Source organism: Methylocella sp. CPCC 101449, assembly GCF_031921685.1.
In the GTDB taxonomy this organism is placed as follows: Bacteria; Pseudomonadota; Alphaproteobacteria; order Rhizobiales; family Beijerinckiaceae; genus Terripilifer.
In genome coordinates this window covers 1323479-1348414 of the sequence record NZ_JAPDHU010000002.1, presented here as the reverse complement: position 1 = coordinate 1348414, position 24936 = coordinate 1323479, and the positions used below count along the sequence as shown (strand labels likewise).

The following is a 24936-nucleotide window of genomic DNA, read 5'->3' as shown; positions in this document are numbered from 1 at the left end:
GATTTATTGTGAGCGAGGGGCGATTTCAGGGATTTTTGCCGTTTACTGGCCTTTTCGCTCCCGATTGGCGCCGTCCCAGGCGACGATCACGTCCCGCATGGCATCGGTGAAAGTGGCCACGCCGCGTCCGCCGAAATGGCAGCCGTCCATGCGGTCCTCGGCTGAGATCAAGCGATCCGTATCGACTCCGGCGTAAATGCCCTTGGCGGGATCGGGCATCTGATCCAAGGCGATGCCGACCGGATTTTCGCGGACCCACGGACTGTCCGGTTCGCAAAACGTGGCGCGCGTCACGAAAATCGGTGCGCGAAGGCCCTTGCCGCGCAGGCCATCGACCAGTGCGAGAAACCGTTGGCGATAGGCGGCCGTGTCCGTGCCTTGGCTGCGATCATCTTCACCTTGCACCCAGACGATATGCGTGGGTTGGAAGGTCGGCGTCAGTTTGTCCAACTGCTGCATGAGCATGGCGAAGAGATTGCCGCCGGGCGCCCAGCGTTCGACCTTGGTGCCGCCGATCGCCAAGGGCACGATGACGACCTTGTCGTAGGCGCCAGCCTCGATGAGCTTGTTGGCCAAGGTCGTCCAGCTCTCGCCGCGCTCGCCGCTGGTGCCGAGCAGGGGCGATTCCGCGATCTGACATTTGCCTTCGAACCACGAAACGATGTTGGCGCCATGGTGCGACTTGCCGCGTTCGCCGGCCTCGTTGGAGGCATTCGATTGACCGATCGCCAGGATCACGGCCGTGCGAGGACCGGCGGCGGGACAGGCGACGTCGGACTTGCCTGGATAGACAACGAGCCGGCCCAAGTTATCGATCTCGACGCGCCGTTCAGCGGGCGTCCGCCATTCGGCTTCGAAACGCCGGATGGGATTGGCTGGCCACTGTCCCTGATGATCGCGCACGGCTCCGTAAAGGAAGGCGAGGACGACGACCAGCGCAACGACTGCAAAACGCACGAATTTCGCGATCATCGGAATCCCCGGTCCGCGTTTCTGATGGATGTATAGGGACATTGCGGTCGGACGCGAAATGCTGCCTTAAGCGCGGCTGCGTTGACATTATATATTAAGTCTATAGTTTAAATATATTAAATCCGATGCATTGGCTTGAGATGAGGCCGCTGTATCGCCTTGCACAGGACTTCTCCATGTTTCCAACAATCAACGGTCGGCAAGCCGATCATCCGGTGAGCGGCATTTTCCTCGAACGCTGGTCGCCGCGTGCCTTTGCCCCCGAGGCCATTCCGGACGACGTGCTGCACACGATTTTCGAAGCGTCGCGCTGGGCGCCCTCGGCGACGAACATTCAGCCGTGGCACATTCTCTTCGCGCGTCAGGACACACCAGAATTCGCGCGCTTTCTCGACGTCATCTATCCGCGCAACGCGCGCTGGGCGGAACGGGCTTCGGTGCTGGCGTTCATCCTGTCGAAGAAAGAGCGGATCGTTCAGGGCGAAAGCGTGCCGTCGCCCAATCGCAATCACGCTTTCGATGCCGGCGCGGCTTGGGCCTATCTGGCGCTGCAATCGAGCATTCTGGGCTGGGTCGCTCATGCGATCGGTGGCTTCGATCACGAGGCCGCGCGGCAGAAACTCGACATATCGGACGACTATCACATCAATATCGCCGTTGCGATCGGCAAACAGGGCGACAAGACGATGTTGCCGCCCGACCTGCAAGCGCGCGAAGCGCCGACGACGCGGCATCCGATCGGCCATTTCGTCAGCGAAGGCGTGTTCAAAAAGCCCTGAGCTTGGCCCATGGGTTGCTTCGCTTCGGTCGCCATGACGGCGGGCTAGAGCTGTCCATCGAGAAAAACCATGAAAGGTTGCAGCCGTGGAGTTCGGAATATTCTCAAATGGCTTTCGCCCCCATTCGACCGCGGCCGAAAGCTATGCCGAAGACATTCGCGAGATCGTGTTGGCGGATGAGCTTGGTTTTCGCGACGCCTATATCAGCGAACATCATGGCGAGCCGCCGCATATCGGCAAGGTCGATACGATTCCGGTGCCCGATCTCATGATCTGCAAGGCCGCCGGACTGACGCGAAACATCCGCATGGGATCGGCGGTGAAGCTCATTCATTTGCAGCATCCGGTCGATGTCGCCATCCAGGCGGCGGTGACCGATCATCTGCTTGGCCCGGGCCGTTACATCTTTGGTTTCGGCACCGGCTTTTCGGCGCCGCGCTTTTCCGAGGAACGTGGCTTGTCGTTCGATGATCGGCAGGCGCGTCTGTTGGAATCGCTGGAGATCATCCAACGGTGTTGGCAGACCGAACAGCCGTTCGATGTCGATGGCCGATTCTGGAAGGGTAAAGGCATTCTCGCCTTGCCGAAGCCGCTCGCGGCCGAAGGCCCGCCGATGGCGACCGCGACCCATAGCGATGCCATGCTGAAAATTGCCGGCGAGCGCGATTACACCTTGCTGTTTGCCTTTCTCGATCAGCCGCAGCTCATCCATGCACGTGTCGAGAAATATAATGATTTCGCCGCGGCGTCCGGTCGGCCACGGTCGCGCAAGAATGTCACGGTGTCGCGCCTGGTCTATATCGCGGACAGTCGCGAACAGGCGATCGAGGATCTGCGCGATGCGGTGGCCTATGAAGTGGGCGTGCAGGCGCAGCGCGGCTTCCTGGCGATGTTGAAGCGCAACTACAATATCGACGTTCCCAACGATCGCAGTGCCATCGACGTCCTCGCCGGCAGCGGCCTGTATGTGCTGGGAACGGCGGAAGAGGTTACGCGGCAGTTGGAAGATTTCTATCGCCAGTGCGGCGGCTTCGGCACTTTGCTCATCGTTGCGGGCAAGTCCTGGGCGACGCCGGAAAAACGCGCGCGATCGATGCGCGCCTTCATGCAGAACGTGGCGCCAAAACTGCGCTTGCTGGACGAAGCGCAGCCGCAACTCGCTGCCGTGGACTAACCGAAAGGAAAGCATAAGCGCGTGCGGATGACGCGCTTATGCGAAGCCTTCTATTCGATGCGAAACTGTTTGGCGGGCGCTTCCCATTGTTCGAACGCCGCCTTCTGAATGTCGCTCAATTCCTGCGATGTCGAGCCGACCAGATCAAAGCCGAGACGGCCGAAGGAATTCTTCGCCTCAGGGGTTTTGACTGCCGCCGCGACGAGCGCTGAATATTTCTGGACGATGTCTTCAGGTGTGCCTTGCGGCGCATAGAGCGAATACCAGCCGTCGCCCGTGAGCTTGTATCCAAGCTCGCTGAAGGTGGGAACATCGGGGAGGAGGGTGGAGCGCTTCGTGCCTGATGTCGCGACGATACGGATTTTATTGCCTTCGTGCAGCGCCACCGCATCCGATGTCGGCGTCACGCCCAAAGCGACCTGGCCGGCGGCGACATCGTTGAGAATAGGCATGCTGCCGCGATAGGGCACGTGACGAATGTCGAGTTTGGCCTGTTGGCCAAACAGGATGCCGAGAAACTGCGGGATGCCGCCATTGCCCGGTGAGCCGAAGGCGCCATTCTTGGGATGTTGCCGCAGCCAGGCCACCGTATCCGGCAATTCCTTGGTCGAGGTCAGCGGGCCGGTCGACAGCGCATATTCGAAACGCGCGACGAGCGAGATCGGTTTGAGATCGGTGAGCGGATTGTATTGCAGGTCCGGATAGATGGACGGATGGATGACGATCGGCGCGATCGGGCTGAACAGCAGGGTTCGACCGTCGGCGGCGGCGGTGATGCCGGCACGCACGCCGATACGGCCATCGGCGCCGACGCGGTTTTCGACGATGACCTGTTCGCCGCTGTCCTTGCGGATGGCTTCCGCGATCAGGCGGGCGAGACCATCACCGCCGCCGCCGGGCGCGAAGGGGAAAATGATGCGTATGGGCTGTGCGATCTGGGCTTGGGCCGCGCCCGCGACCGCCAGCGAGAACGCGGCAACGAGAACCTTGAGCCCGGTCGTGAATGTCGTCGGCATCGAATGCTCCGCTATTAATATATAATTTCTATAGAGATTATATATTTTAAAAGGAGTCAATCCAACAGGCCGCTCAATGGCTCGCATTTCCGCGACGATTGCCCGCGACAATTGCGCTTGGATCACCTTGGCTGTGTTATCGGCTGAGTGGATTCGGACGATCCGGAGAAAATGCCAGATGAAGCGTCATCTCAGACGGGCCGTCATTGCGGTTTCCCTGTCGGCCGCCGCCGTTTTGCCGGCCTCCGCCCAAGGACTTCCGCCGGGTTTCGCGCGGGTTGCCGATGTGGTGCCGGGCATTCTGCAAGACGTGCGTTATGCCGGCAGCGACAATTTCTATGGCCGGCCGGTGCCGGGCTATGGTGCGGCCGAATGTTGGCTGCTGAAGCCGGTGGCCGACGCGCTGGGGCGGGTGGAGGCCGATGCGCGGGCGCGCGGCCTGCGGCTCGTGTTGTGGGATTGCTATCGGCCGCAGCGGGCGACGGATGCTTTCGTGCGCTGGGCCGCCGATCCCAACGATCAGGCGACCAAGGCGCGCTATTATCCCAACATCGACAAGAGCGCCTTGTTCGCCGCCGGCTATATCGCCAAAAACTCTTCGCATTCGACGGGCACGGCCGTCGATCTCGGCCTGGCGACGGCTGATGGACGGGTGCTCGACTTCGGTTCGTCCTATGATCTCTCAGACCCGATGTCGTCGACCGCATCCACCGCGGTGCCAGCAGCGGCGCGTGCCAACCGCGCCGTGTTGCGCTCGCTCATGGAGGCGCGCGGCTTCAAGAACTATCACCGCGAGTGGTGGCACTATTCCTATCCGCCCGCTGGCCGGCAGCCAGCACATGACGTGCCGATCACGGCAGGGCGGTAGGCGACAGCCTCCTTCATGGTGAAATGGCGTCGCCACCCACGGCGACGATGTCTTCCTCGCTCATCCCACGACGCCAATGCGAATGGAGAATGCGGCGGCCAGCCGGCAGGCCTATCTCCTGGCGCAGGAATTGGTGAATGTCCTTGAAAGTCTGATATTCGAAGCCGCCCCAAAAGAAGGCGGTGGCAAGATCGTCAGGCCATTCGCATGTCCTGATCGCATCGCGCAGCAGCGTCGTGGTGCCAGGGGCCGCGCCGTCCCGATGCAGCCAATGCAGGATGAACTCTTCCGGCTTGATGAGGTTCTGTTCCTCATCCGGGTGATCGATCTCGATAAATGCGATACCGCGCGCAGCGCGCGGCAGGCCTGCGAGGATTCGCGCAATGCCTGGCAGCCCGGTTTCGTCTCCGGCAAGGACGTACCAGCTTGCCGGTTTCGGTCCGTAGGCGGCCGGCCCTAGAATGCCGACTTGATCACCGACACGCGCGGCCTGCGCCCAGCGCGTGGCCGGCCCCGCGGCCTGATGCAGCGTGAATTCGATCTCGATTTCTCCCGCTGCCGCATCGATACGACGGATCGTATAGACGCGCGTGGGAATCTGGCCGGATTTCGGCCAGACAATTTTCCCGTCGTCGTTGAGCAGGGGCCATTGCGGGGCCGTGTTGCCATGCGGCTGGAACAGCAGACGGCAGTGAATCTGATCATCGGCGGCATAGCGTTCGAGATTCTCACCTGTAAAGGTGATCCGGCGTGTGCGCGGTGTGAGGTCATCGATATGGGCGACCCGAAGGACGCGCAGATCGCTGGGAAGAACCGGGCCCGTGCGATCGCCGTCCCACACGATGTCTAGATTTTCGCTGCGGGCGATGAAGGTGATGGGGCCGGCGAGAGCGTGTTTCAGGCGGTTCAATGCCGAATGCTCATTCGCTTCGACGCTCAATTGCAGTTCGTCGTGGGCTGGAACGAGCCGGGCCGTGCCAAATGGTGCCGAGATCGAAAACGACGTTCCTTCACGCGACACCGTCATATCATGGGAGGCGATCGAGGCGAGGATGTCGTCGAGGAAGTCGTCAACACGGGAGAATGCGATCTTGGCGTTTGCCCGCAGTGGCTGCGAGGTCATTGTCAGCTCCGCTTTGCCATGCGCCATTTTAGATGCTTGCCCAAAGCGGGCCGGCGATGGGGGTGGAGAGAAAGTTGCGGTTGATGTCCGCGAGGGTCGCCGCAGGATCGAGATCGCGGCATTGTTCGGGATGCAGCCACGTTGCGGCGACCTCGACAAAGACTGGATTGAGGGGCGGCGTGCTGATGAGCCCGCTCCAAATGCCATGCACGCGACGATTGCGAACAGCGGGCAGCGTTTCAAAGCCGACCCGTCGCGTCAGGCGCTCCAGGCCGTTGCGCGCGTTTTGAAGATCGAGACCCGGACCGATGGCCGGCCGCGTGCCACCGGCATAGCCGCCGCCGGTGGCAATATAGACCTCGGGCTGTTCGGCCAGGAGATGCTCGAGCGAGATCTGAGCCGTCCAAGGCGCGGAGATGCCATCGAGCGAGCGGCCGCCCGCGGCTGCCAACAACTGCCCCCAGACGCGCGTGCCAGCGGCCCAGCAGCAATCGTCATAAGTCGACATGACTTCAAAGTAAGTCTTGAGCGGCGTGAGAACGCCGAGCCGCTGCGCCACGCGCTCATAGCGACTGGACGAGAAGGCGATAAACGCCTCAGCTTTCTCGCGCTGGTCTAGGACGGCACCCCACATCCTCATCAAAAGCGGCAGTTCATCGATCGGAGACGATCGCAGGCTGCCGTTATCATTGCTCGCAGAACTGCTGAACAGGACGGGAATACCGAATTGGCCGAGCCGTTCGATCATGAGCGCCATGTTGGCGCTGGCCTGCATGAAGGGCGTTGTCACGACCAGGTCGGGCTGCACGGCGGCCAGGCCTTCCAGCGAGATCGTGTCGGAGGCCTGTTTTCCGACGATGGCGATCTTTCGGCCGGCGGAGGCCACATAGGCAGCCTGGACCGCGTTGCTGTCGAAGCGATCGGCGGCGGCCCAGCCGACGATGAGTTTGGCGGGATTTGGATGTAGCACCGCCATGGTGATGACGTCGCGGGCTTCGAGGAGCACGATCCGCTGCGGCGCATCCTTCAAGGTAACGGTGCGTCCCAGCATGTCGGTCACCACGATGGCCGGGGCTGCGCGGAGAATGGCGGGCGCTGCGACGAGCGCGCCTGCCAAACCGAGGAATTGACGACGACGCAGGCGTGCCATGGCGCTCACCAGCGATAGCGCAGACCGGCGAGGATCTGCCGGCCAGAGCCGAACTGACAATATAAATTGTAGCTACAGCTCGTGTAATAATCCTTGTCGAACAGATTGGTCACATTCAACGTCGCTTCGGCGCCCTTAAGTGTCGGATGAAGCGCTGCGAGATCGAAGCGTAGCGCGGCGTCGACAACGGTGTAGGCCGCCGATTTGATCGTATTGGCATCATCGGCAAAGCTGGCGCCGACGAAGCGGATGCCGCCGCCGATCGTCAGACCGTTGAAGGCGCCGGATGTCACTTTGTAATTGGCCCACAGAGAGCCGAAATAGGTCGGGACGGCTTGTGGCCGATTGCCGATGATGGAGAGGTTTGTCGAGCGGGTGACGGTGGTATCGAGGAGCGTCAGAGCGCCGATGACCTCGAGGTTGTCGATGACCTGGCCGCGCGCTTCGAATTCGAGGCCGCGCGATCGAATTTCGCCTTGCTGTACATTGAAACCGGGAACGGCGCCTGGAGTCAGAACATTTTTCTGGCGGATGTCGAAGGCCGACAGCGTGAAGAGAGCGTTGATGAATGTAGGTTGATATTTGACACCGACCTCGAATTGCTCGGCATCCTTCGGCTTGAAGGCCGCTCCATTCGCATCCACACCGACGACCGGTTCGAAGGAGGTCGAATAGCTGGCATATGGCGCCAAGCCATTGTCGAACAGATAGAGCAGGCCGGCGCGATAACTGGTCTTCTGGCTCGACTGCGACTGGGAACTGACGGTGAGGTGATTGTCGGTCTTCTGCTCAGTCCAATCGTGACGGACGCCAAGCGTCAGGTGGAAGCCGCCGAAGCGCACCTGGTCTTGCAGATAAATGCCGGTTTGCGACAGGGTCTGCCGATTGTTGATCAATGTCATGAACGGGCCGACCGGCAATCCGTAAACCGGAGCCAAGAGGTTGAGTGAACTGGCGGCACCGTATCTGTAGTTCCATGAACTGCGGCTGTTCTGATAGTCGATGCCGGCCAGAACGGTGTGTCCGATCCCCCAGGTCTGGAAATCGAACTTGGCGTGATTGTCAGTGGACAGGCCGCTGGCATTCTCTATGGAGCCGACGGCATGTCGCGGCAGCAGTCCGGCTGGCGTGATCGCCAGACCGGACATTTGCAGAGACTGCATGTCGGTCTCGATGCCCGAATAACGCAGGCTCGAATGAACGCTGACAAAAGGATTGAAGCGGTGTTCGAAGCTATAGCCGATGCCGTATTGCTCGCGCTTGAAATGATCGAATGTCGGATCGCCGACATTCAGCTTTCGGTTGAGAAGTGATGCGAAGGTCGGCGCGAGGGAGAGCGCATAGAGCGAGTTGAAATAGCCGCCTTCCGGATCGCGCTGATAATAGCCTGAGAGCGTGAGCCTTGTGTCGGCGGTGGGCCGCCAGGTCAGGGCAGGCGCGACGCCAATGCGTTGCTCGTCGACGCCGTTGTAGCGCGTGCCCGAGAGGCGCCCGATGGCGCTGAGGCTATAGCTCCAGCGTCCGTCTTTATCGATCGCACCCTGGCTCGTCACGCCCGATTGCACGCGGCCGTAGCTGCCGGCTTCGACGCGCCATTCGTTGTAGGGGATGGTGCTTGGCTGCCGGCTGACCTGATTGACCAGGCCGCCGGGGCTGATCTGTCCGTAGAGAAGCGCCGAGGGGCCCTTGATCACCTCGACGCGGTCGAGAAGAAACGGATCTATCTGCTGTGTCGCAAAACCTTGCCCGCGCGGCAGTTTGAGGCCGTCGAGGAAGCTTACATAATCGGTCGACGTTCCGAAGCCGCCGAAGCCTCGAATGAACAAGCTGTCGTAGCGCGTCGTGGCGTCAATTTCCGACAGAACGCCGGCCGTGTAGCGCAAGGCATTGCCGACGGTTTGCGGATTTTGATCGTCCAGCTGCCGGCGCGTGATGACCGTGATCGATTGTGGCGTTTCGAGAACGGGCGTTTGTGTCTTTGTCGCCGAACCGGAATTTGGCCGGAGATATGTGTCCCGCCCGTCGGTGCGCTGACCATCAACGGTGATGGTGTCGAGGGTGATCGAACTGCCATCCGCGCGGTCCTGCGCGACAGCGATCGTGCCCAGAAGGGCAGGTGTGGCGGCGATCGCCGCGAGTCCTGCGTTCAACTTTCGAACCGACTTCCGAATTGCCATGCCGTCTCTCGTCCCGCTATAGCCCACGGGGAGAGCCCATAAACGAAACGGGACGATACTGTCCAGTTAATTAATGAGTAATTTCATGTTCTTATTTAGAATTATTTGAATTATGTAGGTGTCTTGGCTCATCTCTCAGGGCCATCGATCAGGAACGAAGATGAAAGCTGCGGTTAAGAACAAGCGCCCTCCGAAACGCGTCGGTAAGGGCGGGCGCCCCACCAAAGCCCGGGAGGGCGAAATCTCCGATCAGATTCTGGCGACCGCCGGGGCGATGTTTGCGAACCAGGGTTATGCCGCCACCTCGGTCGAACAAGTCGCCCTGGCCTGTGCGGCCGGCAAGGACACGATCTATCGTCGCTATCCGTCGAAGCGGGCGTTGTTCGACGCCGTCGTCGAGCGTCTGCGGATCAAGGTGCTGGAGCGATTGGACGATGTGGTTTTGGCCGAAAAGGGTGAGCCCAGGACCCAGCTAGAGCGGATCGCGCGCTGGTTTCTAACGATCAATCTCGATCCGGAGCTTGTCGCTTTGCGGCGTATCGCCTTCACGGAGGCCGGCCTCAAAACGGAATCGTCATCGCCGGCGGCGGGCGATCCGATCTTCCAGCGTCTGGTGGATATCGTCGCCGCGTCTCAAGCCGCCGGCATTTTGCAGGCCGGAGATCCGACGTTCATCGCCATGCAGCTGATCAATGCCGTCGTTGTTGGTCCGACCAATGAAGCGATGCTCGGCCGATCGACTTATGCATCGACCGCCGATCAGGATGCTTATTTCGAAAAGGCATGGGCTTTGTTCATGTCGGGTGCCCAGCCGCGCTGACGGGACCCGCTCATCGGTCGAGGACGGTCGGCGTGCTGCCGTCGGAGATGAATGACGCGCGATATTGACCGGTCTGCGCCGTGGCTTCGCATTCCACCGTGGCTCTGCCTGTATAGGGGTTGGTAAAACGGCAGGAGCCTACGGCTTGCAGCCGTCGGGTGTTGCCCTTGTTTCCGAAAACGATCAGGTCGATCGGTTGCACGACGGCATCCTCACCTTGTTTGATCTGATTTTTTCCCATTCCGCTGAAGGTGACGATCTGCTTGTCGTGGCTGACGAAATAAAGGCCTGAACGGCCATCGGGATAGGACGTGTTCATCAGCGTATCGTGACATGTGCCGCTTTTCAGCCCAGGGCCTGAGAGATGCTGGCAGGAGCCTTTGAGGGTGAGCAGCTTGGTTTGTGCGGCTGCTTCAAAAGAGGCGCCTGCCGTAAGGATCAGAACAATAAAAGAAAATAAATTTCGCATGATCAAAAATCCCCGAAGATAACGATCTGGGTGAACAAATGTTCCCTGTGGGTCGCTTCAGTCCGGTGACGCGCGACATGCTCCTGTCACACGGGCGACGCGTGAGCGTCATGCGACTCGCATAACCGGCTCGCACAATGAGCGGGGCGCAGGCTCCGTCAGTTCGGGAGCCAGCCCTTGTCCGACGTCGCCGCCGCGGTTCGCCGCCACACCACGAGCAATCTCAAACAGGCCGTGCATCGCAACGGTACGTTGTCGCGCGAAGGAGCGATGGAACGGCTGTTCACATTCGCCTTTCGCGGTCTGGTCTATCCGCAGATCTGGGAAGATCCAGTGGTCGACATGGACGCGCTGGCGATCCGCCCCACCGATCATGTGGTGACGATCGCCTCGGGCGGTTGCAATGTGATGAGCTATCTCGTGGCCGGGCCCGCCAAGATTACCGCGCTCGATCTCAATGGCGCGCATATTGCGCTTAATCGGCTGAAGCTGACGGCGGTGCGCACGCTGCCAGGCCATAAGGAATTCTACCGCTTCTTCGGCAGTGCCGATCGTCGCGACAATGTTGGTCTCTATGAACAGCATATTCGATCGGAGCTCGACGAGACGTCGCAGCGCTATTGGGAAAAGCGCGGTCTGTCCGGCCGTCGCCGCATCGGTGCCTTCTCGCGCGGCTTCTACCGTACGGGTCTGCTCGGCTCCTTCATCGGGGCCGCTCATCTGGTGGCGCGCCTGCATGGCTGCGATCCCAAGCGCATCCTGAAAGCGACCACGCGCGAGGAGCAGCGGGAGATTTTCGAGAAACATTATGCGCCTGTGTTCGACAGCTTCCTATTGCGTCGCATCGTCGCCAATCCGGCTTCGCTTTACGGCCTTGGCATTCCGCCGGCGCAATACCGTGCGTTGGCCGGCGAAGAAGGCATGCCTGTTGTCTTGAAGAAGCGGCTCGAGACTTTGTGCTGCGACTTCGACATCGCCGACAATTACTTTGCCTGGCAGGCCTTCGGCCGTCGCTATGACACCGGCAGCAATCCGAGCCTGCCGCCTTATCTACAGCAGCGCCATTTCGAAACGGTGCGGACGCGAGCGAGCCGCGTCGACGTGCGCCATCAATCGATGACGCGCTTCCTGCACACGAGCCCCGGCGCCAGCGCCGATTGCTACGTGCTGCTCGATGCGCAGGATTGGATGAGCGATGTCGATCTCACCGAACTGTGGGAAGAGATCACCCGCACGGCGCGGCCGGGCGCGCGAGTCATCTTCCGCACCGCTGCCGACGAGCGTCTGCTGCCGGGCCGTATCCCCGAGCGCCTCCTGTCGCGCTGGACCTATGAAAAGAGCCGCAGCCGCGTGCTGGGCGCCCGCGATCGCTCGTCGATCTATGGCGCGTTCCATCTCTATACCTTGCGGGCTGCGTGAGATGTCCGGCGCCGCCGAACATATGGATCGCATCTATCGTTGGCAGGCGCCGATCTACGACCTGACGCGCAAGCCTTATCTGCTCGGCCGCGACAGATTGATCGCGGCGCTCGATCCGCCGCCCGGCGGAACGGTGCTGGAGATCGGTTGCGGCACTGGACGCAATCTCATTGCCGCGGCGCGGCGTTGGCCACGCGCGCGCTTCTACGGCTTCGACATTTCGTCGGTGATGCTGACCAATGCGCGGCGCGCCGTTCGCGATGCCGGCCTCGACAAACGCATCATGCTGGCGCCGGCCGACGCGGCCCTGTTCGATCCGCAGCAGGTGTTTGGGCGCGGCAGTTTCGATCGCGTCTTCATGTCTTATACCTTGTCGATGATCCCACCGTGGCGGGAAGCCCTGGCGCGGGGCTGCGACGTGCTGGCGCCGGAGGGGGAGCTGTTCGTCGCCGACTTCGGCGATCAGAGCGGTCTGCCCAAGACCTTCCGGGCGGCGCTTTATCGATGGCTGGCCGCCTTTTCGGTGACGCCGCGCCTCGATCTGGAAGACGAGCTTGGCCGGCAGGCCGTGGCGCGTGGCCGTGTGTCGAAGTTCGAACGACCCTATCGCGGCTATGCCTTCCTGGGACATATTGGCCCAGGGGCCTGATGCAACCAAATGAATAAGAAGGCCGTTGGCTTCCTAGATCGTTTTTAGGAAGACTGCCATGCGTTTTCTCATCGGCCTCATTTTCGGCATTGCCCTGACCATCGGTGTAGCCTGGGTCATCGACCATACGGGCTCCGGCGGCCCGGAAAGCCGGCTGGTCAATTGGGATCAATTCGAAAAGACCGTCGATGGCGTGCGCCAGAGCGTTCGGCGTTTGGCGGAGTGAGGGATAAACTCTTCCCGACCAATTGCCTCGAGCGTTTCTCGCGCGCCATAATGGCCGCGTAAGCAACGAGGCGTGCCATGGGTTGGTCGGTCATGATCGGGCGCATCGCCGGAACGGCGGTGCGCATTCACATCACATTCCTGCTGTTCTTGTTGTGGATCGGCTTCGCCTCGTGGCGCACGGGCGGTTCCGATGCGGCGTGGAATGGTGTCGCTTTCATGGTGCTGCTGTTTGCTTGCGTGCTGGCGCATGAATTCGGCCACATCTTCATGGCGCGCCGTTTCGGCATCGCGACGCCCGATGTGACCCTGCTGCCGATTGGTGGCGTGGCGCAGCTTGAGCGCATGCCCGAAAAGCCGATGGAACAGCTTTGGGTGGCCATCGCCGGGCCGGCCGTGAACGTGGTCATCGCTTTGGTGCTGATCTTCGCTTTGGGCGCGACGACCGACGTGCAGCAACTAGCGCAGATCGAGGATGGGCGGCATAATCTGATCGCGCGGCTCGCCAGCGCCAATCTGTTCCTCGCCATCTTCAATCTCATTCCCGCTTTTCCGATGGATGGCGGGCGCGTGCTCAATGCTATCCTTGCCATGCGCATGGACCCGCGCCGCGCCGTGCAGATTTCAGCGCGCATCGGTCAAGGCTTTGCGTTGCTCTTGGGATTTCTCGGCCTCTTCGGCAATCCGCTGCTCGTCTTCATCGCCATCTTCATTTACATGGCCGCCGCGGCCGAGGCGCAGGGCAGTACGTTGCAGAACACGACGTCCGGTCTTTCCGTTGCCGATGCGATGGAGACGAAGTTTCTCACCATTCCGGTCGAGGCCGATCTCGGCCATGCGGTCGAGACCTTGCTGTCGTCATCGCAGCATGAATTTCCGGTGGTCGATGGTTTCGGCAAGCCGATCGGCGTGCTGACTCGTGACGATCTGCTCTCGGCCTTGAAGACCAAGACGCCGGATGCGCCGGTGAGCGAGGCGATCAACGCCGGTGCGCCGAGCGTTCACCCACGCGACAGTCTCGACAGCGCTCTGCGCACGCTGAACGCGACCGGCGCACCGGCAATCAGCGTCATCGACGAACAAGGCCGTGCGGTGGGTATGCTGACGACGCAGAACGTTCTGGAAATGATGATGGTGCGCAGCGCGCGTCCGGAATGGAATTTCGGGCGTAAATGAAGAAGCGCGGCTTTGGTTCCCTAAAACCGCTGAAGTAGCCATCACGATAGAGTGAGGGTCGCCCTGCTGATCTACCGGGGTAGGCGCACCGTAATGGGATTCGGTCACACCGGCCGACCCAGAGGGAGCGTTCACCATGAAGACCATCTCCAAATTCGCGTTCGTGGCTGCTTTTCTAAGCTCAGCTTCGCTGTTGCCGTCCATTGCATCAGCGGCCCCATTCAGCTTCGCGCCGATGGCGACGCAAGGGGACGTCGAGATCGTTCCGGCGGCGATGACGCGCCATGAGCGGATGATGCATCGTCGTGCGATGAAGAAACATCACATGATGCGCGGCCATCGGTCGATGCGGCGCACCCCCATGCGCGGCAACCGCGCGATGGGGCGCAAGGATATGACGAATTCCGATGCGGGGGCAGCCACCAATTCAAGGGCGCCGATGAGTGCACCTGGCCGCATGAGCCCGCCGAAGGATATGTCCACGTCCGATGCGGGAGCGCGTAACAACTCGCGGGCGCCGATCAGCGTGCCTGGCCCGCGGACGCCGACGAAAAACATGTCGACGACTGACTCGCCGAGATAATTGGATTTAGGCCTGTTGCCCCTGGATCCCGGATCACGCTTCGCGTGTCCGGGATGACACGAGGCTCTAAATCAGAGCCCCTTCACTAGCTTCTCGGCGATAAACGGCGCGAAATAGGTCAGCACGCCTTTCGCGCCGGCGCGCTTGAAGGCAATGAGGCTCTCGGCCATGGCTTTTTCGTGGTCGAGCCAGCCGCGTTCCACCGCCGCCATGATCATCGAATATTCGCCGGACACTTGATAGGCGTAGGTCGGTACGCCGAACGTTTCGTGGACGCGGCGGATGATGTCGAGATAGGGCAGGCCGGGTTTCACCATCACCATGTCGGCGCCTTCGTCGAGATCGAGCTCGACTTCGCGCAGGGCTTCGTCCGAGTTGGCGGGATCGAGCTGATAGGTGCGCTTGTCGCCCTTCAGCAGGCCGCCGGAGCCCACCGCGTCGCGGAACGGGCCGTAGAAGGCCGAGGCATATTTCGCCGCATAGGCCATGATCTGCACATGCTGGAAATTTTCCGCGTCGAGCCCTCGGCGGATGGCGCCGACGCGTCCGTCCATCATGTCGGAGGGGGCGATGATGTCGGCGCCGGCGCGCGCCTGCGTCAGCGCCTGGCCGACGAGCACTTCGACGGTTTCGTCGTTGAGGATTTCATCGCCGCGCATCAGCCCGTCCTGGCCGTGGCTGGTGTAGGGGTCGAGCGCCACGTCGGTGAGCAGGCCGATTTCGGGAACCGACTTCTTGATGGCGCGGCAGGCGCGGCAGATCAGATTGTCGTCGTTCAAAGCCTCGCTGCCGTCCTCGTCGCGCAGTTTCGGGTCCGTATTGGGAAAGAGGGCGATGGCGGGGATGCCGAGTTTGGCGGCTCGTTCGGCTTCGCGCACCGCCTCGTCCACCGAGTAACGTTCGACCAGCGGCATGGATTCCACGGGAATCCGCTGGCGGGAACCGTCGACGATGAAAATCGGCCAGATCAGGTCGTCGACCGTGACGACATTTTCGCGGGTCAACCGGCGGGTCCAGTCGGTGCGGCGCAGGCGGCGGGGGCGGTGGGTCAGATCGAGGCGGGGCGCATCCTGGCCGATTTTGCTGACGGGGGCTTTCCGGCCTGTTTTCGACGCCATTTCATGCTCCTTGCCGGTTGCCGGCCATTCGGTCGCCATTTTCCAGTTGGAAATCGCTGCTTTAACCGCAGGCAATATCATGTTGCCCAGGTTGGCAAAACCGACGCGTTGACGCGGGGAACCGTCGGTTCTATCCGGAAATCCCCCTTCCGCACCGATTCATATGGTGCGTCCGGAGTTTGCGCATGCCGATCGTCCAGGCGGACCGATCAGACCCATTCGACGACCGCGAGGCCATCCAGGTCGGGCCGGAGGCGGAACGCCGCCGCCGCGCCTCGCTGCGCTGGGCCATCATGCTGGTGGTTTACATGCGGGCCCTGGCCGCCCTGTGGATGGTTCTCGGCCTCATTAACTGGATGAAGTTACTTTTCCCGGCCGGAGGCACTGCAACCCTGCCGGAAAGCTTAAATACCACCATCGCCGTTCTGGCCGTCGTGGATGTCGTGGCGGCCGCCGGCCTCTGGTTGGCTAATCCCTGGGGTGGGGTTCTGTGGCTGGTGGTGGCTTTGGGGGAGGCGCTGGCAGCGCTTTTCGTGCCCGATTTCCCCAACGCCGGGGGCCTGCTGATGGCCCTCTATGCGCCCCTGATTTTTGTCTATTTCCTACTGACTTATCTGGCTTCTCGGGAAACCGAGGCACGTTATGGAGGCCGTCCCAGACCGCTTATGGGACGCTTCAAACGCTCGGGAAGTTAGGTAATTTTTACTCAAAAAACAGGCGGTTAGTTAAGCATCGCGGAAGCCCAAAGGGTAAATCTGGGATTCATTCTGTTATTTAAACTCGTCTTCATTCGCTCAACCTATGTTCCTTACCAACGAGCCGGCAGAGACCGGCCGGGCAAGGTGTTAACGGGGTGATGAAAATGAGTACGGCTTTGAAGTCTGAACAGTCCCAGAACCGGGCCGAGCGCACCGCGCAGGTGCGCCCCGCCTATCTGGAATCCCTGACGCTGGTGGAACGGCTGCATCGCCGCCTGCTCGATGTCATCAAGGATGAATTCGACCGTCGTGGCCGCAGCGACATCAACGCGGTGCAGGCGCTGCTGCTCTATAACATCGGCGGCAGCGAACTGACGGCGGGCGAACTGCGCACGCGTGGCTACTATCTCGGCTCCAACGTCTCCTACAACGTCAAGAAACTGGTCGAGATGAACTATCTGCACCACGCCCGTTCCCGCGTGGATCGCCGCTCGGTGCGCATCAGCCTCACCGACAAGGGCAAGGAAGTGCACGACGTCGTCGCCGCACTCTATGAAAAGCATGTCCTGACAGTCGAGCAGATTGGCGGCATTCAGGCGGAAGATTTCGTCCGCATGAACCAGGCCCTGGTGCGCCTCGAGCGCTTCTGGACCGATCAGATCCGTTACCGTCTGTAGAAAATAAAAGAGTTCCCCGTGAAAGCAGCCCCCTTGAGGGGCTGTTTTTGCGAGAAGGGGGAGTGATGGAGTTTCTCTTCAATCTCCTTGGCGAATTGTTCGTCCTTCTCGGCGTTAGGGCTGCGGAGTCCATCGCAAAGGACGAGCGTCACGTCGACCCGAACAGTCTCTCTGGGCGTCTTGCTGGCCTGATGGCTGGGGTCGTCGTCATCGCTGCGTTCGGCGCGATGATTGGCGGCGTGCTTTACATTTCGTTTGTGCGGTGACGCACCCGTTTCTTTCTGCGATCCTCGATAGATGGAGTGACGCCGGCTCTGCCAGGGCCAATGATTGAAGGGGCGGGGTGAATGCCGAATTGGCTCGTTCGTTTCTGGTCTTCCTTTTCGATGACCGGTCTGCTGCTGGCGACGCTGTTCTTCGCGGCGTCCCTCACGCCGACCCTGATCCCCCGCAACTATCTCACGCAAGGCGTGCTCTCCGGTGTGGCCGCCGCCGCCGGTTATGGTCTGGGCTTTTTCCTGCGCTGGCTTTGGCGCTATCTGGAACTGCCGGAATTTAACGCGCGCACCCAATATATTTCGAAAATCGTCGCCTCGGTCGTCTGCGGCCTCATCGGCCTGGCCTTTCTGTGGCAGGCGGCCGAATGGCAGAATTCGATCCGCCGGCTGATGCATCTCGACCCGGTGGACACGGCCCATCCCTTCGAGGTCGGCGCGATCGCGCTTCTCACCTTCATCGTGGTGATCGCGCTGGCGCGGTTGTTCAATCTTCTGCTCTATTTCATTTCCGGCCAGCTCAATCGCGTCGTGCCGAAACGTATGTCCTATGTGGTGGGCACGGCGATCGCCGTTCTTTTGTTCTGGTCGGCCGCCAATGGCGTCATCTTCCGTTATGCGCTGCGCGTGCTCGACAGTTCGTTTCAGCGGCTCGATGCCTTAATGCCGCCCGACATGCAGGCGCCGACCGATCCGACGAAGACCGGCAGCGCCGCATCGCTGGTGCGCTGGAAGGATCTCGGCCGCATGGGCCGCTCCTATATCGCAACAGGGCCGAGCGCCGCCGATATCAATGCCTTCACCAAGGAGCCGGCGAAACAGCCGGTGCGCGTCTATGTCGGGCTTGAATCCGGCGCGACGCCGCAGGAGCGGGCGCGCCTGGCGCTGGAGGAGTTGAAGCGGGCGGGGGGCTTCAATCGCAAGACGCTTGTCATCATCACGCCCACCGGCACCGGCTGGGTCGACGAACAGGCGATCGATCCGATCGAATATCTGCACCATGGCGATATCGCCAGCGTCGCCGCGCAATATTCCTATCTCGCGAGCTGGATGTCGCTTCTCGTCGAGCCCGGCTATGGCGCCGAACAATCGCGCGCTCTGTTCAGCGAAATCTATGGCTATTGGCGCAACCTGCCGCGCGACGGCAGGCCCAACCTTTATCTGTTCGGACTGAGCCTCGGCTCGCTGTCGACCGAACTCTCCAACGATCTGTTCGAAGTTTTAGGCGAGCCCTATCAGGGCGAGCTTCTGGCCGGGCCGCCCTTCGCCAGCCGCATCTGGCGTTCGATCACCAATCGCCGCAATCCCGGCACGCCCGAATGGCTGCCGCAATTCCGCGACGGTTCTTATGTGCGCTTCACCGCGCAGGAGAACGCGCTGGAAATCCAGGATGCCCATTGGGGGCCGTTGCGCGTCGTCTATCTGCAATATGCCAGCGACCCCATCACCTTCTTCGATCCCGCCTCCTTCTATCGCCAGCCCGACTGGATGAAGACGCCACGCGGCCCCGATGTCTCGCCGGAGCTGCGCTGGTATCCGGTCGTCACCTTCCTGCAACTGGCGCTCGATCTCGCCGTGGCGACGACCGCGCCTGTTGGATTCGGCCATGTCTATGCGGCGGAGAATTATATCGATGCCTGGAAGGAAGTGGCCAATATTGACTATTGGTCGCCGGTGGAGACGGATCGGTTGAAGGAATTTTTTATTGCGAAGCGGGTAGGGAAGAAGTGACGGGATAACCGTCATTGCGAGAAGCGTAGCGACGAAGCAATCCAGGGGCGTGTGCTAGAACGAGAATGCCTGCGATGCCGAAGGGCGAGCCTTTGACTTCTGGATTGCTTCGCTTCGCTCGCAATGACGGTTGTTCCGCTATCTCCGCTTCACCTCATGCGGCGTCTTCCCGAACGCCGCCTTGAACGCGCGGCTAAAGTGGGAGAGATCGCTGAAGCCATAGGTCAGCGCCGCGTCCGTTACCTGCTGCACCTTGCCTTCGCTGAGTGCGCGATAGCTCAAGGTGAGACGTTGCTGCCAGAGCCAGCGGATCGGCGTCGTCGCTTCCGCCGCGAACAGGCGGTTCAAGGTGCGCGGCGCCATGTTCTGGGCTTTGGCGATGGTTTCCAGATCGAGGTCGGGATCGTGCAGGTGGGCGCAGATGTAGGTTTTGGCGCGTTCGAGGCGCGGGTCGCCGCGTGGCGCCTCGGCGACGAGTTCGCTTTCCAATGTGGTGGCGAACATGTCGAGGGCCGACTGGCTCAGTCGCTCCACCACCGTGTCGGCGACATCGTCGATATCCGTCATATGGCGAATGAAGCTGCCGCAGAGGGCGCCGAGTTTCGACGCGCGCGGAATGGCGCGCGCCGCCAATGTCTCGGCGTTTGACAGGCGCGCGGTGAGCAGAGGCCTTGGGATCGAGACCATCATGGCGCGGGCGCGCGGCCCGAATTCTAAAGCGAACGGCTGCGACTGGTCGTGTAGCACCATGTCGCCGGGGTGCAGCGGCGCCGCGCGGCCGCATTGGCTCAAGATCGTTTCGCCGCCGAGCGACAGCCACAGCATGAAATAGTCTCTGGGGTCCTTGCTGATGTCCTGCGGGCTGCGGGTGACGTGGATGCGCTCGCTGTCTGGTGTCGCCGACCAGATGTCGTTGATATGCAGCGCGCCGAAGCGGCGGATGGCGATGCGCGCGCGAAAGGCCTGCGGCGTGCGGCGGCATTCGGTGCGCGAGAAATCGCGGCAGGTCACTTGATGCCAGTGATCGAAACCGTCGCTGGGTTTGACGGCGGTGACATCCAGGATGTGAGCCGACATGGGCGTTCTCCGACGCGTGAACGGGGTGCATTAAGCCCGCGATGCCGGGCTCTGGCAAGATTCCGGCCAAACGCATTTGGGTGATTTCGCAGCCTTGGTGTCATCCCGGACGCACCGCAGGTGCGATCCGGGATCCAGGGGCAAACGGTGAAACCTTGCGTCGTGACCGCATCGCTGCTTGCATTCTACCGCACGCCCCTGGGTCCCGGATCGCGCTTTCAGCGCGTCCGGGATGACACAGAGGCCGCGGCCTTCCATAAATCCGCCGCCCTCCCTGCCTATATTAAGCCGGAGTGAGTGAGGCGCGGGCCGCCGTGGCGCAAAGGGGAGGGGGGCAGCGGAATTCTGAGGAACGACCCCATGCAAGTCCCTGTCAAGGGCATGCCCGAGATCACGTTCCTTTGCGTTGAGCCAAGCGACACAAGGGCTTCTGCATCTTCAACTGAGCTGATGCCATCGTGGGCGAGGCGATCTTTGGCACGCAGAGACCAAAAACTGGCCGTGGCAGGCAAGCGCGCTCGCGGCGCGCGGTGCTAGGCAAGAGCATCAAAGCGGGAGGTTTTCATGCCTTATCAGGTCAATAGTCTCGATCCGGCCAAGACCGTTTGCATCGTCGTCGACATGCAGAACGATTTCGTCGCCGACGGCGCCAAACTGCAATCGAAACAGGCCCATGACATGGTGCCGAAACTGGCGCAGACGTTGAAGGCTTATCGCGAGAAGGGCATCCGCATCATCTATACGGCGCATGTGCATCGCAAGGATGGCAGCGACATGGGCCTCTACGACGATCTTTATGGGCCGATCGCCGACCGCTCCTCGCTGGTCGACGGCTCCACTGGCGCGGAGATTTACAACGATCTGGCTCCGGCGGCGGGCGAGCACATCATCAAGAAGCACCGCTACAGCGGCTTCTTCGGCACCGATCTCGACATCATCCTGCGTGAATGGGGCATTGAGACCGTCATCGTCACCGGCACGACGACGGAAAATTGCTGCCACGCGACGGCGCGTGATGCCATGTTCCACAATTACAAAGTGGTCTTCCTGTCCGACTGCACCGGCACGTTCGACTATCCCGACGTTGGGCAGGGCGCGATGACGGCTGCCGACGTGCATCGTGCGACGCTCACCATCCTCGCCTTCTCCACCGCTCATGTGATGACGGCGGACGAATGTCTGACCCGGGTCGAGGGTGCGCCGGTGACGCTGCGCAAAGCCGGCTGACATGTGAATGGGTTATGCGATTTGCGAGCGGCCATGCTAGTGTCCTCACCATGCATGGCTTTCGCGATCAGGCCCGACATTGAGCACACCGACCAAGGGTAAACCCGCCGCACGGCGCCAGGTGAGCGCGACCTCGCTCACCACCAAAACCGATAAAGGCAGCGTGCAATCGGCCGAGGTCGGCCTCAATCTGCTCGTCACTCTGGCCGAGAATGGCGGCGACCTGACCTTGTCGGCGTTATCCGCGCATGCGCAGATGGCGCCGGCCAAGGCGCATCGCTATCTCGTCAGCCTCGTGCGGGCCGGTTTCGTCGAACAGGATCAGCGGTCCGAGCGTTATACGCTGGGGCCGCAGGCGATCCGCGTCGGGCTGGTGGCGATCGGCCGCCTCGACATGATGGAGGAGGCGACCAACGCGCTCTATCGGCTGCGCGATCGCATCGACGAGACGGTGCTGCTTGCGGTGTGGGGCGCCCATGGCGCGACGGTGGTGCGACGCGTCGATGCCAGCCAGCCGGTGACGGTCAATGCGCGGATCGGTTCGGTGCTGCCGCTGTTGCGATCGGCGACGGGACTGGTGTTCGGCGCTTTCCTGCCGAAGGACGCAGTGGAGCCGGTGCTGACCACCGAACTGGCGCGGGCGCGCGAAGGCTCGCCGCCGGCATTGGCGACCACGCAACAGGCGGCCTATCGGCTGTTCGAGGGCGTGCGCCAGCGTGGCATCGGCTTTGTCGATGGTGCGAGGTTGATCGGCATTCAGTCGTTCAGCGCGCCGGTGTTCAACGCCGAGGGCGATCTCGCTTGCGCGCTGACGACGCTTGGCCCCACGGGCAGTTTCGACGATCGCCTCGATGGCCCAACCGCGCTTGCCGTGCTCGACGTGGCGCGCGATCTCTCTGTGCGGCTTGGTAGCTTCAAAGTGTGAAGCGGCCGAGTTTCAGGCCCGGCCGGTGGGGAAGGGGCTCCAGTCGCACATTTCCATCATGGTGCGCGACATCTCTTCAAACAGATCAGCGCGGATTCGTGCGCCCTCAGGCGTGTCGGCGAGATTGGTCTGCTCCAAGGGATCGTTGCGGAGATCGTAGAGTTCGACGAGCGGCAGCTTGTCGTAAATGCTCATGCGATAGCGTTGCGTGACGATGGAGCGCGTGCGCAGCGGGCCCTCGATGCCGGGAAAGGCTTCGTGGCCGTCTTCCTCGATCAGCACCGCTTTGCGCCAATCGGCTTTTGGATCGCGCAGCAGTGGGCGCAGGCTGCGGCCTTGCATGCCGTGGAAGGGCGCAAGCCCTGACGTGTCGAGGAAGGAGGGCGCCAGATCGATGGTGCTGGTCAGCGCATCGATGGCCGCGCCCCCGTTCTTTTCGTCGGGATCGCACCAGATCAATGGCACGCGCACCAGGCCATCGTAGTGCAGCGATGATTTCAGCATCAGGCCGTGGTCGCCCATGAAGTCGCCGTGGTCGCTGGTGAAGATGACGGTGGTGGTGTCGGCGAGACCAAGCCGCTCCAAGGTGGCGACGATGGCGCCGACCGCATCGTCGATCATGGTGATCATGCCATAGGTCAAGGCAATGGCCTGGCGGGTTTCCTCGACATCGACGACGAAAGGCACGGTACCCAAGGTCTTGGCCTTGCCGGCTTCCCGCAATTCGCGCAGGCGCGTGATGATGGGATGATCGGCTGGATGGCCGGAGATCGGCGACAGCGGCACGTTCGCGGGATCGTACATGTCCCAATAGCGGCCAGGCGGCGTGAACGGGTGATGCGGATCGGGAAAGGAGCAGTGCAGGAAGAAGGGGGCATCGTCCTGCGCCAGGCTTTCGATGCGGGCGATGGTGCGCTCCTGGATGTAGCGCGTCGGGTAAAACTCTTCGGGCACGCGCGTGCGATAGGCCTGCGGCACCGTATAGCGATCGTCCGGTAAGGCGTTGGCGGGGCCGCGCGCGACGTCTGCATTGGGCAGGCGCTGCTTCAGCCAGCCGTCATAGTCGCCATGCACCATGTCGCCGTGCATCGTGCACAGTTCGATCTGATCGAAACCGTAGTAGGGGCCTGGGATCGGCTTCGGATCGCTCTGCCAGCGTTTCAGGCTTTCCTCGTCGTAACGGCCGTCGCTCCACATCGCCTTTTCGGTTTCGCCGAGGGCGACGGGCGGTGGCGTCAGCGTTCGATCGGTCTGCGGCGTCACGGTTGCAGGCGGCAGGCCAGTCATGTTCTGCAGATGCGACTTGCCGACGAGCCCGGTGCGATAGCCGGAAGCGCGTAGCAGATCGCCAAAGGTGTTGCTGCGCAGCGCCAACGGCACGCCGTTGCAATGCAGGCCGTGCACCGAAGGCATGCGGCCGGTCATCATCGTGGCGCGGTTGGGCATGCAGATCGGCGAGGCGACATAATTGCGCGTGAAGCGCCGTCCGCGTGCCGCCAGCGCATCGATATGCGGCGTGGCGATCACCGGATTGCCATAGCAGCCGAGATGATCGACACGATGCTGGTCGGTGGTGATGAACAGGATGTTCTTGCGGTTGGCAGGCATGGTCGGTCTTACTGCTTGATCTGGGGCAGGCGTTCGATCTTCTTCGCCCATTCGTCCATGTCGCGGCGGACATAGGCGGCGCTGTCGGCGACCGAAAGGGATTGCGGCGCCAGCGAATGCACTTTCAGATTATCCGCGAAGCCCGGCGAGGCTGTGGCACGGTTGATGGCGCCGTTGAGCTTGTCGATGATCTCCTGCGGCGTGCCGGAGCGGGCGAAAATGCCGAACCAGTAATAGCCGGTGTCGAGATCGACGCCGCCTTCGCGGAAGGTCGGCACATTGGGCAGGACATCGCAACGCTTGGCGGTGGAGACGCCGAGCGCGCGCACGGTGCCTGCTTCGATGGCGCCGACGGCGGAGACGGCCGAGACGAACAGCGCGTCGAGGTGGCCGCTGATCACATCTTGAAAAGCCGGGCCCGAGCCGCTGTAGGGCACTTTCTGCATCTTGGCACCGGCGCTCGCCTGAAACTCGATAGCGACGGTTTCCGCCGGCGTGCCGAGGCCCGAGCCACCATACATGATCTCGCCGCTCTTGCTGCGGGCGAGGGCGACGAAGTCCTTCAACGTGGCGGCGGAGAATTTCGGATTGACGACGAGGACGTTGCAACCGCCGGCGGCGAAGATGGCGGCGGGCACGAAATCGGTCGCGGGATTGTAGGGGATGTTCCTTTGAATATGCGGATTGATCGACATCGGGCCTTCGCCGGCCATCAACAGCGTGTAGCCGTCGGGCGTTCCGCCTTTGACCGAGGTCGCGGCCAAAGTGCCGCCGCCGCCAACCTTGTTCTCGATGAGAACCCGCTCACCGATCTCCTTGCCGAAAGGTTCCGCCAACAGGCGCGCCGCGGTGTCGGCGGGGCCGCCGGCGGCATAGGGCACCACGAGAATGATCGGCTTGCGCGGATAGTCCTGGGCGCCCGCGGCGGAGGCGAAAGCCGTTCCGGCCAGACCGAGCCAAAACGAAAACGAGCGCTGGAACTTCATGGTGTCTTCCCTCC

25 protein-coding genes are annotated in these 24936 nt (G+C 61.7%); 15 read left to right on the top strand and 10 right to left on the bottom strand.

All coding sequences use genetic code 11. The features are described from left to right. Positions 1–42: 42 nt before the first annotated feature. Entirely contained in the window at positions 43–972 is a 930-nt protein-coding gene (locus OIM99_RS17210) for a sialate O-acetylesterase (RefSeq protein ID WP_311851671.1), read from the bottom strand. Between the two features lie 176 nt (positions 973–1148). Here OIM99_RS17210 and OIM99_RS17205 point away from each other — a divergent pair, with 176 nt between their 5' ends. Together OIM99_RS17205 and OIM99_RS17200 are read left to right on the top strand one after the other, a co-directional pair. Next, positions 1149–1751: a nitroreductase family protein gene (locus OIM99_RS17205; protein ID WP_311851670.1), complete on the top strand. Its 603-nt coding sequence runs from the start codon at positions 1149–1151 to the stop codon at positions 1749–1751. Positions 1752–1836: 85 nt separating this feature from the next. Then, positions 1837–2925 (top strand): LLM class flavin-dependent oxidoreductase, encoded by a 1089-nt coding sequence (locus OIM99_RS17200; RefSeq protein WP_311851669.1) that lies wholly within the window; start codon positions 1837–1839, stop codon positions 2923–2925. A gap of 50 nt (positions 2926–2975) precedes the next feature. Here the strand turns inward: OIM99_RS17200 and OIM99_RS17195 are convergent, their stop codons facing one another. Next, the gene (locus OIM99_RS17195; RefSeq protein WP_311851668.1) at positions 2976–3941 is read right to left on the bottom strand and encodes a tripartite tricarboxylate transporter substrate-binding protein; all 966 of its coding nucleotides are present in this window, start codon (positions 3939–3941) and stop codon (positions 2976–2978) included. A 178-nt stretch (positions 3942–4119) separates the two neighbouring features. Here OIM99_RS17195 and OIM99_RS17190 point away from each other — a divergent pair, with 178 nt between their 5' ends. Further along, on the top strand, positions 4120–4809 hold the full coding sequence (locus tag OIM99_RS17190) for a M15 family metallopeptidase (protein WP_311851667.1): 690 nt from the start codon (positions 4120–4122) through the stop codon (positions 4807–4809). A gap of 13 nt (positions 4810–4822) precedes the next feature. Here the strand turns inward: OIM99_RS17190 and OIM99_RS17185 are convergent, their stop codons facing one another. From OIM99_RS17185 to OIM99_RS17175, 3 genes are read right to left on the bottom strand one after another with little or no spacing between them, the layout of a single operon-like run. Continuing rightward, positions 4823–5932, bottom strand: coding sequence for a siderophore-interacting protein (locus OIM99_RS17185; RefSeq protein WP_311851666.1), 1110 nt, complete (start codon positions 5930–5932; stop codon positions 4823–4825). 28 nt (positions 5933–5960) lie between these two features. Beyond that, on the bottom strand, positions 5961–7082 hold the full coding sequence (locus OIM99_RS17180) for an ABC transporter substrate-binding protein (RefSeq protein ID WP_311851665.1): 1122 nt from the start codon (positions 7080–7082) through the stop codon (positions 5961–5963). A gap of 5 nt (positions 7083–7087) precedes the next feature. Beyond that, positions 7088–9259, bottom strand: a complete 2172-nt coding sequence (locus OIM99_RS17175) for a TonB-dependent siderophore receptor (protein WP_311851664.1) — start codon at positions 9257–9259, stop codon at positions 7088–7090. Positions 9260–9419: 160 nt separating this feature from the next. Here OIM99_RS17175 and OIM99_RS17170 point away from each other — a divergent pair, with 160 nt between their 5' ends. After that, complete coding sequence (locus tag OIM99_RS17170; RefSeq protein ID WP_311851663.1) at positions 9420–10079, top strand: TetR/AcrR family transcriptional regulator; 660 nt, start codon at positions 9420–9422, stop codon at positions 10077–10079. A gap of 10 nt (positions 10080–10089) precedes the next feature. Here OIM99_RS17170 and OIM99_RS17165 read toward each other — a convergent pair whose 3' ends face one another. Continuing rightward, positions 10090–10548, bottom strand: coding sequence for a hypothetical protein (locus tag OIM99_RS17165; protein WP_311851662.1), 459 nt, complete (start codon positions 10546–10548; stop codon positions 10090–10092). Positions 10549–10725: 177 nt separating this feature from the next. Here OIM99_RS17165 and OIM99_RS17160 point away from each other — a divergent pair, with 177 nt between their 5' ends. From OIM99_RS17160 to OIM99_RS17140, 5 genes are all read left to right on the top strand, one after another. Next, positions 10726–11967: a DUF3419 family protein gene (locus tag OIM99_RS17160; protein WP_311851661.1), complete on the top strand. Its 1242-nt coding sequence runs from the start codon at positions 10726–10728 to the stop codon at positions 11965–11967. Position 11968: 1 nt separating this feature from the next. Continuing rightward, entirely contained in the window at positions 11969–12616 is a 648-nt protein-coding gene (locus OIM99_RS17155; RefSeq protein WP_311851660.1) for a class I SAM-dependent methyltransferase, read from the top strand. 58 nt (positions 12617–12674) lie between these two features. Next, complete coding sequence (locus tag OIM99_RS17150; RefSeq protein WP_311851659.1) at positions 12675–12842, top strand: hypothetical protein; 168 nt, start codon at positions 12675–12677, stop codon at positions 12840–12842. Between the two features lie 77 nt (positions 12843–12919). Beyond that, entirely contained in the window at positions 12920–14017 is a 1098-nt protein-coding gene (locus OIM99_RS17145) for a site-2 protease family protein (RefSeq protein ID WP_311851658.1), read from the top strand. 136 nt (positions 14018–14153) lie between these two features. After that, positions 14154–14600, top strand: coding sequence for a hypothetical protein (locus OIM99_RS17140; protein ID WP_311851657.1), 447 nt, complete (start codon positions 14154–14156; stop codon positions 14598–14600). A 71-nt stretch (positions 14601–14671) separates the two neighbouring features. Here the strand turns inward: OIM99_RS17140 and hemB are convergent, their stop codons facing one another. Beyond that, entirely contained in the window at positions 14672–15718 is a 1047-nt protein-coding gene (gene hemB / locus OIM99_RS17135) for a porphobilinogen synthase (protein WP_311851656.1), read from the bottom strand. Positions 15719–15903: 185 nt separating this feature from the next. On the opposite strand from hemB, the gene OIM99_RS17130 reads away from it, so the two are divergent. The 4 genes from OIM99_RS17130 to OIM99_RS17115 all read left to right on the top strand — a co-directional run bounded on the left by OIM99_RS17130 (position 15904) and on the right by OIM99_RS17115 (position 19099). Further along, the gene (locus OIM99_RS17130; RefSeq protein ID WP_311851655.1) at positions 15904–16413 is read left to right on the top strand and encodes a DUF6163 family protein; all 510 of its coding nucleotides are present in this window, start codon (positions 15904–15906) and stop codon (positions 16411–16413) included. 167 nt (positions 16414–16580) lie between these two features. Then, positions 16581–17093, top strand: coding sequence for a transcriptional regulator LdtR (ldtR, locus tag OIM99_RS17125; protein WP_311851654.1), 513 nt, complete (start codon positions 16581–16583; stop codon positions 17091–17093). A 65-nt stretch (positions 17094–17158) separates the two neighbouring features. Beyond that, positions 17159–17359, top strand: coding sequence for a hypothetical protein (locus OIM99_RS17120; RefSeq protein WP_311851653.1), 201 nt, complete (start codon positions 17159–17161; stop codon positions 17357–17359). Between the two features lie 81 nt (positions 17360–17440). Continuing rightward, entirely contained in the window at positions 17441–19099 is a 1659-nt protein-coding gene (locus OIM99_RS17115; RefSeq protein ID WP_311851652.1) for an alpha/beta-hydrolase family protein, read from the top strand. A gap of 138 nt (positions 19100–19237) precedes the next feature. Here the strand turns inward: OIM99_RS17115 and OIM99_RS17110 are convergent, their stop codons facing one another. Continuing rightward, positions 19238–20176 (bottom strand): helix-turn-helix domain-containing protein, encoded by a 939-nt coding sequence (locus tag OIM99_RS17110; protein WP_311851651.1) that lies wholly within the window; start codon positions 20174–20176, stop codon positions 19238–19240. A 564-nt stretch (positions 20177–20740) separates the two neighbouring features. On the opposite strand from OIM99_RS17110, the gene OIM99_RS17105 reads away from it, so the two are divergent. Both OIM99_RS17105 and OIM99_RS17100 read left to right on the top strand, forming a co-directional pair. Then, positions 20741–21403 (top strand): isochorismatase family cysteine hydrolase, encoded by a 663-nt coding sequence (locus tag OIM99_RS17105; RefSeq protein ID WP_311851650.1) that lies wholly within the window; start codon positions 20741–20743, stop codon positions 21401–21403. Between the two features lie 79 nt (positions 21404–21482). Further along, a complete protein-coding gene (locus tag OIM99_RS17100) occupies positions 21483–22328 on the top strand; it encodes an IclR family transcriptional regulator (RefSeq protein ID WP_311851649.1) in 846 nt (281 codons plus the stop codon). A gap of 12 nt (positions 22329–22340) precedes the next feature. Here the strand turns inward: OIM99_RS17100 and OIM99_RS17095 are convergent, their stop codons facing one another. After that, positions 22341–23936 (bottom strand): sulfatase-like hydrolase/transferase, encoded by a 1596-nt coding sequence (locus OIM99_RS17095; protein WP_311851648.1) that lies wholly within the window; start codon positions 23934–23936, stop codon positions 22341–22343. An 8-nt stretch (positions 23937–23944) separates the two neighbouring features. Further along, positions 23945–24922: a tripartite tricarboxylate transporter substrate binding protein gene (locus OIM99_RS17090; protein WP_311851647.1), complete on the bottom strand. Its 978-nt coding sequence runs from the start codon at positions 24920–24922 to the stop codon at positions 23945–23947. Between the last annotated feature and the right edge of the window lie 14 nt (positions 24923–24936).

Bases quoted from the DNA above. Each gene is read 5' to 3' on its own strand.
- OIM99_RS17210 (WP_311851671.1), bottom strand. From the start codon at position 972: ATGATCGCGAAATTCGTGCGTTTTGCAGTCGTTGCGCTGGTCGTCGTC.
- OIM99_RS17205 (WP_311851670.1), top strand. From the start codon at position 1,149: ATGTTTCCAACAATCAACGGTCGGCAAGCCGATCATCCGGTGAGCGGC.
- OIM99_RS17195 (WP_311851668.1), bottom strand. From the start codon at position 3,941: ATGCCGACGACATTCACGACCGGGCTCAAGGTTCTCGTTGCCGCGTTC.
- OIM99_RS17190 (WP_311851667.1), top strand. From the start codon at position 4,120: ATGAAGCGTCATCTCAGACGGGCCGTCATTGCGGTTTCCCTGTCGGCC.
- OIM99_RS17185 (WP_311851666.1), bottom strand. From the start codon at position 5,932: ATGACCTCGCAGCCACTGCGGGCAAACGCCAAGATCGCATTCTCCCGT.
- OIM99_RS17180 (WP_311851665.1), bottom strand. From the start codon at position 7,082: ATGGCACGCCTGCGTCGTCGTCAATTCCTCGGTTTGGCAGGCGCGCTC.
- OIM99_RS17175 (WP_311851664.1), bottom strand. From the start codon at position 9,259: ATGGCAATTCGGAAGTCGGTTCGAAAGTTGAACGCAGGACTCGCGGCG.
- OIM99_RS17170 (WP_311851663.1), top strand. From the start codon at position 9,420: ATGAAAGCTGCGGTTAAGAACAAGCGCCCTCCGAAACGCGTCGGTAAG.
- OIM99_RS17165 (WP_311851662.1), bottom strand. From the start codon at position 10,548: ATGCGAAATTTATTTTCTTTTATTGTTCTGATCCTTACGGCAGGCGCC.
- OIM99_RS17155 (WP_311851660.1), top strand. From the start codon at position 11,969: ATGTCCGGCGCCGCCGAACATATGGATCGCATCTATCGTTGGCAGGCG.
- OIM99_RS17150 (WP_311851659.1), top strand. From the start codon at position 12,675: ATGCGTTTTCTCATCGGCCTCATTTTCGGCATTGCCCTGACCATCGGT.
- OIM99_RS17145 (WP_311851658.1), top strand. From the start codon at position 12,920: ATGGGTTGGTCGGTCATGATCGGGCGCATCGCCGGAACGGCGGTGCGC.
- OIM99_RS17140 (WP_311851657.1), top strand. From the start codon at position 14,154: ATGAAGACCATCTCCAAATTCGCGTTCGTGGCTGCTTTTCTAAGCTCA.
- hemB (WP_311851656.1), bottom strand. From the start codon at position 15,718: ATGGCGTCGAAAACAGGCCGGAAAGCCCCCGTCAGCAAAATCGGCCAG.
- OIM99_RS17130 (WP_311851655.1), top strand. From the start codon at position 15,904: ATGCCGATCGTCCAGGCGGACCGATCAGACCCATTCGACGACCGCGAG.
- ldtR (WP_311851654.1), top strand. From the start codon at position 16,581: ATGAGTACGGCTTTGAAGTCTGAACAGTCCCAGAACCGGGCCGAGCGC.
- OIM99_RS17120 (WP_311851653.1), top strand. From the start codon at position 17,159: ATGGAGTTTCTCTTCAATCTCCTTGGCGAATTGTTCGTCCTTCTCGGC.
- OIM99_RS17115 (WP_311851652.1), top strand. From the start codon at position 17,441: ATGCCGAATTGGCTCGTTCGTTTCTGGTCTTCCTTTTCGATGACCGGT.
- OIM99_RS17110 (WP_311851651.1), bottom strand. From the start codon at position 20,176: ATGTCGGCTCACATCCTGGATGTCACCGCCGTCAAACCCAGCGACGGT.
- OIM99_RS17105 (WP_311851650.1), top strand. From the start codon at position 20,741: ATGCCTTATCAGGTCAATAGTCTCGATCCGGCCAAGACCGTTTGCATC.
- OIM99_RS17095 (WP_311851648.1), bottom strand. From the start codon at position 23,936: ATGCCTGCCAACCGCAAGAACATCCTGTTCATCACCACCGACCAGCAT.
- OIM99_RS17090 (WP_311851647.1), bottom strand. From the start codon at position 24,922: ATGAAGTTCCAGCGCTCGTTTTCGTTTTGGCTCGGTCTGGCCGGAACG.